A 4,291-nucleotide genomic window follows, 5' to 3' on the forward strand; every position below is an offset into this window, starting at 1 on the left:
GTGCGCGCCGGTACGATGGTCGAGGCCGCCCTGGCTGCCTTCGCCCACGAGGTTCGCACGCCGCTGACCGGCATCCTCGCCGTCAGCGATCTGTTGGCCACCTCCGATCTCGACGAGCGCGAGCGGCGCTGGGTCGATACTATCAAGGCCGGCGCCGAACATCTCGCCGGTTTGGCGACCCTGTTCGTCGATGCGGCCCGCAGCAGTAACTCCAAACTCGAAGTGCGGCAGGACTTCTTCGACCTGCGCGCGCTGGCGCGCAATTCCGGCGATTCGCTGGCTGGCCGGGCCGCGGCCAAGGGTCTGCAATCCTCCGTGACGATTTCCACCAGGCTGCCGATGTTCGTCACCGGCGATCCGGTGCGACTTCGGGCGGCGCTGGAAAACCTGATCGACAATGCGGTCAAATTCACCGACCGGGGCAGCGTTACGCTGAAAGTCCGTCCGGTGCCGGTGCCTGGCAAGGTCGGGGTGTCCTTTACGATCTCGGACAGCGGCATCGGCCTCTCGCTGGCGGAGATCAAGCGGCTGTTCCGCCCGTTCTCGCAGGCCAATGTCACGATCGCCTCGCGGTTCGGCGGTGCCGGCCTCGGCCTGTCGTCGGTCAAGCAACTGGCGCGGGCGATGGGCGGCGACATCGTGGTGGCGCAGCGCCCCGGCGGCGGAACGGTCTTCACGCTCACGGTGACGCTGGCGAAAGCGACGGGCCCGATCTCGATCATGTCCGGCCTCGACGACGACGATTCGACGCAGCTGCGCGAGCCGCTGCGCGTGCTCAGTGTAGAGGACAATCCGTTCGGCCGCGTGGTGCTCAATGCCATCCTCACCGAGCTCGGCCATCAGGCCGAATTCATCGGCCGAGGCGAGGCAGCCGCCGAGCGCGTGGCGCAGGGCACGTTCGACGCGGTGCTGATGGACATGGTACTGCCGGGCATCAACGGCATCGAGGCGATCAAGCAAATCCGGGCCTTGAGCAAGCCCCATGGCCGCGTCGCCATTATCGGCGTGTCCGGTCGCGGCGATGATGAGGTGGGGTCGCGTGCCGCCGGCGCCGACGCGTTCCTGACTAAACCAGTGTCTCCACGGGCGCTAGCGACTGCGCTGCTTGAAGCGAGACGCCGCGCGGCAACCGCGATTTGATAATGGCGGCGTTCAGTTCGCCGCCATAGACGAAGATCGCCGCGATGAAATACAAAAATACCAGCGCGATGATCACCGACGCCAGCCCGGCATACATGGTCACGTAGTTGTTGGCGAAGCGCGCCAGATACATGCCGAAGCCGATGCCCGAAAGCAGCGACGCCAGCATGGTGAAAACGATGCCCGGCAGAATCTGCAGGAAGTTGCGTCGTCCCGCCGGCAACCAGGCATGCAGGATGAACAGCACCACGGTCATCGCCGTGATGGTGATGCCGTAACGCGCGATGTTGAGCAGTTTCTCATTGTTCGCGACCATCAGCGGTGTGTAGATGCGGACGATCTCCAGCAACAAGGGACCGAGCACGATCAGGAATGCCATCGCCAACGCGGTGACCGCGGCGACCAGGGTGTAGCCGATCGATTCCAGCCGCAGCCAGTACCAGCGCCGCGGCTCGATCACGGCGTAGGCCCGGTTCAGCGCCACGCGAAGACTTTCGACGCCATTGGAGGCGAAATACACCGCCAGCACCAGGCCGATGGTGAGAGCGTCACCGCGCGTGGTGGTCAGCACGTCATGGATTTGTCCGGACAGCGCGCCCGCCACCTGATCGGGCCAGACTTCCAGCAGCAGCAGGACGGCCTGGTCCGCGAGGCCCTTGGAGCCGAAGAAGCCCGCCAGCGACGCCAGCACGATCAGGAAGGGGAATAGCGCCATCAGCGTCGACAGCGCGATGTGGCTCGCGATCGCCCAGCCGTCATCGGCTAGAAACGTATAGAAGGCGTCGAGCGCGACATGGAAAACGTAGCGGATGTGCCTCACTTTTCACCCTGTTCGGGCGGGCCACGACTCTGCCGGCGCCGCCGCTACTATTTGATATCTACGGACAAAAAGCCAGATCGTTGCACCGCACCGATCAATTTCATGGCGCCGATGGCGAAGCCCCGGTTCCGATGTTATGTAGCGGTCATGACAACGTTCCTGAGCAATATTCTCCTCCCGGTTGCCGCCGGCGCGGTGCTGCTGGTCCTGCTGCTGGGCCTGTTCAACATGATGCGCGGCGGCTCGCCGAACCGCTCCCAAAAGCTGATGCGCCTGCGCGTGCTGCTGCAGTTCGTCGCCATCGTCATTACCATGGCCACGGTCTGGGCGATGGGACGGTAAAGCGCGGATATAGGGTGGGCAAAGGCGCGCTTGCGCCGTGCCCACGCGTTCCGTGGCAACTTTGAAACGTGGGCACGCTTCGCTTTGCCCACCCTACGGATTTCAGGATTTTTCATGGTCGTTCTCAACAAGATCTACACCCGTACCGGCGATGACGGCACCACGGCGCTGGGCTCCGGCGAGCGGCGGCCGAAATACGACCTGCGCATATCGGCCTATGGCACCGTGGACGAGACCAACGCGGCGATCGGGGTGGTCCGGCTGCATCTGGCGGAATCGCCGGCCCTGAACGCGATGCTGGTACTGATCCAGAACGACCTGTTCGACCTCGGCGCCGATCTCGCGGTGCCGCAGCGCGAGGGCAAGGCGGAGCGGCTGCGGGTATTGACCACCCAGGTCGCGCGGCTGGAGCGCGACATCGACGCCCTCAACGAGCCGTTGACCGACCTCACCTCCTTCGTGCTGCCCGGCGGAACCCCTGCGGCGGCGCATCTGCACGTCGCCCGGACCATTTGCCGCCGCGCCGAGCGGATTATGGTGGAACTCGCTGCCCAGCCCGACGAGCCGGTCTCCGATGCCGCGATCCAGTACATGAACCGGCTGTCGGACTTCCTGTTTGTCGCCAGCCGGTCGCAGAATGACAACGGCGCTGGCGACGTGCTCTGGATTCCCGGCAAGAACCGCTAGCTGCCAGTCGCCTGGAGACCCTCGATTTTCGATTTTCGCGCGTTGACCCCGGTTGGCGGGGGCTTTAGGTTCCGCGCCCAAGCTTATGTGACGCGAAAACGAAGAAACTCACACGAAAGAGGATCGATGAAGGTTCTGGTGCCGGTCAAGCGGGTGGTCGATTACAACGTCAAGGTTCGCGTCAAGAGCGATGGAACCGGGGTCGAACTCGCCAACGTCAAGATGTCGATGAATCCGTTCGACGAAATCGCCGTCGAGGAAGCCCTGCGCCTGAAAGAGGCCGGCAAGGCGACCGAGGTGGTGGTGGTCTCGATCGGCCCCGCACAGGCGTCGGAAACCATCCGCACCGGTCTCGCCATGGGCGCCGACCGCGGCATCCTGGTAAAGGTCGATGGCAACGTCGAGCCGCTGGCTGTTGCCAAGATCCTCAAGGCTATCGTCGATGAGGAGAAGCCCGGCCTGGTCATCCTCGGCAAGCAGGCGATCGACGACGACAGCAATCAGACCGGCCAGATGCTGGCCGCGCTGCTCGGCTGGTCGCAGGCAACCTTCGCCTCCAAGCTGGAAGTCGATGGTTCCGATTTCGTCGTGTCGCGCGAAGTCGATGGCGGCTCGCAGACCGTGAAACTCAAGGGCCCGGCCATCGTCACGACCGATCTCCGCCTCAACGAGCCGCGCTACGCCAGCCTGCCCAACATCATGAAGGCGAAGAAGAAGCCGATCGCCGACAAGACCGCCGAAGAATACGGCGTCGATCTCACCCCGCATCTTGAGATCATCAAGACGACGGAACCCGAGGGCCGCAAGGCCGGCGTCAAGGTCAATGACGTCGCCGAGCTGATCTCGAAACTCAAGACCGAAGCCGGGGTGCTCTGATGGCCACGCTGCTGATTGCTGAACACGAACACGACATCCTCAAGGACTCCACCAACAAGGCGTTGACCGCAGCGACCGCCCTGGGCGCCGAAGTCCATGTGCTGGTCGCCGGTGGCGGCGAAGGCACCAAGGCCGCGGCCGAGAAGGCCGCCAAGCTTGCCGGCGTCACCAAGGTGCTGCTCGCCGACGACGCGCTCTATGCCCATGATCTGGCTGAGCCGCTGGCGGCGCTGATCGTGTCGCTGGCGCCCGGTTACGACGCCTTCGTGGCACCGGCTACATCGCGCTTCAAGAACGTAATGCCGCGCGTCGCAGCGCTGCTCGACGTGATGCAGGTCTCGGAAATCACCAAGGTGATCTCGCCCGACACCTTTGAGCGCCCGATCTATGCCGGCAACGCGATCCAGACCGTGAAGTCCAAGGACG

5 protein-coding genes and 1 pseudogene are annotated in these 4,291 nt (G+C 64.1%); 5 read left to right on the top strand and 1 reads right to left on the bottom strand.

The window, feature by feature from the left end; all coding sequences use genetic code 11:
• Positions 1–15: 15 nt before the first annotated feature.
• Positions 16–1,140 (top strand): ATP-binding protein, encoded by a 1,125-nt coding sequence (locus tag JWR89_RS18700; RefSeq protein ID WP_299718858.1) that lies wholly within the window; start codon positions 16–18, stop codon positions 1,138–1,140.
• Here the strand turns inward: JWR89_RS18700 and JWR89_RS18705 are convergent.
• A complete protein-coding gene (locus JWR89_RS18705) occupies positions 1,067–1,960 on the bottom strand; it encodes a YihY/virulence factor BrkB family protein (protein ID WP_299718849.1) in 894 nt (297 codons plus the stop codon). The two genes, JWR89_RS18700 and JWR89_RS18705, sit on opposite strands and share 74 nt — an antisense overlap.
• Before the next feature lie 147 nt (positions 1,961–2,107).
• Here JWR89_RS18705 and JWR89_RS18710 point away from each other — a divergent pair, with 147 nt between their 5' ends.
• From JWR89_RS18710 to JWR89_RS18725, 4 genes and pseudogenes are all read left to right on the top strand, one after another.
• Positions 2,108–2,302 carry a twin transmembrane helix small protein gene (locus JWR89_RS18710; protein WP_299718851.1) on the top strand — a complete coding sequence of 65 codons (195 nt, stop codon included), beginning with the start codon at positions 2,108–2,110 and terminating at the stop codon, positions 2,300–2,302.
• 114 nt (positions 2,303–2,416) lie between these two features.
• The gene (locus JWR89_RS18715) at positions 2,417–2,989 is read left to right on the top strand and encodes a cob(I)yrinic acid a,c-diamide adenosyltransferase (RefSeq protein WP_299718854.1); all 573 of its coding nucleotides are present in this window, start codon (positions 2,417–2,419) and stop codon (positions 2,987–2,989) included.
• Between the two features lie 126 nt (positions 2,990–3,115).
• Positions 3,116–3,865 carry an electron transfer flavoprotein subunit beta/FixA family protein gene (locus JWR89_RS18720; RefSeq protein ID WP_299718856.1) on the top strand — a complete coding sequence of 250 codons (750 nt, stop codon included), beginning with the start codon at positions 3,116–3,118 and terminating at the stop codon, positions 3,863–3,865.
• Positions 3,865–4,291 (top strand): annotated as a pseudogene (locus tag JWR89_RS18725) (electron transfer flavoprotein subunit alpha/FixB family protein); the annotation flags it as partial. The gene JWR89_RS18720 and the pseudogene JWR89_RS18725, both read left to right, overlap by 1 nt.

This window comes from Tardiphaga sp., from assembly GCF_028290785.1.
Lineage (GTDB): Bacteria > Pseudomonadota > Alphaproteobacteria > Rhizobiales > Xanthobacteraceae > Tardiphaga.

What these genes read in the sequence shown, in the direction of transcription:
- JWR89_RS18720 (WP_299718856.1), top strand. Translation starts at nt 3,116, where the DNA reads ATGAAGGTTCTGGTGCCGGTCAAGCGGGTGGTCGATTACAACGTCAAG.
- JWR89_RS18710 (WP_299718851.1), top strand. Translation starts at nt 2,108, where the DNA reads ATGACAACGTTCCTGAGCAATATTCTCCTCCCGGTTGCCGCCGGCGCG.
- JWR89_RS18700 (WP_299718858.1), top strand. Translation starts at nt 16, where the DNA reads ATGGTCGAGGCCGCCCTGGCTGCCTTCGCCCACGAGGTTCGCACGCCG.
- JWR89_RS18715 (WP_299718854.1), top strand. Translation starts at nt 2,417, where the DNA reads ATGGTCGTTCTCAACAAGATCTACACCCGTACCGGCGATGACGGCACC.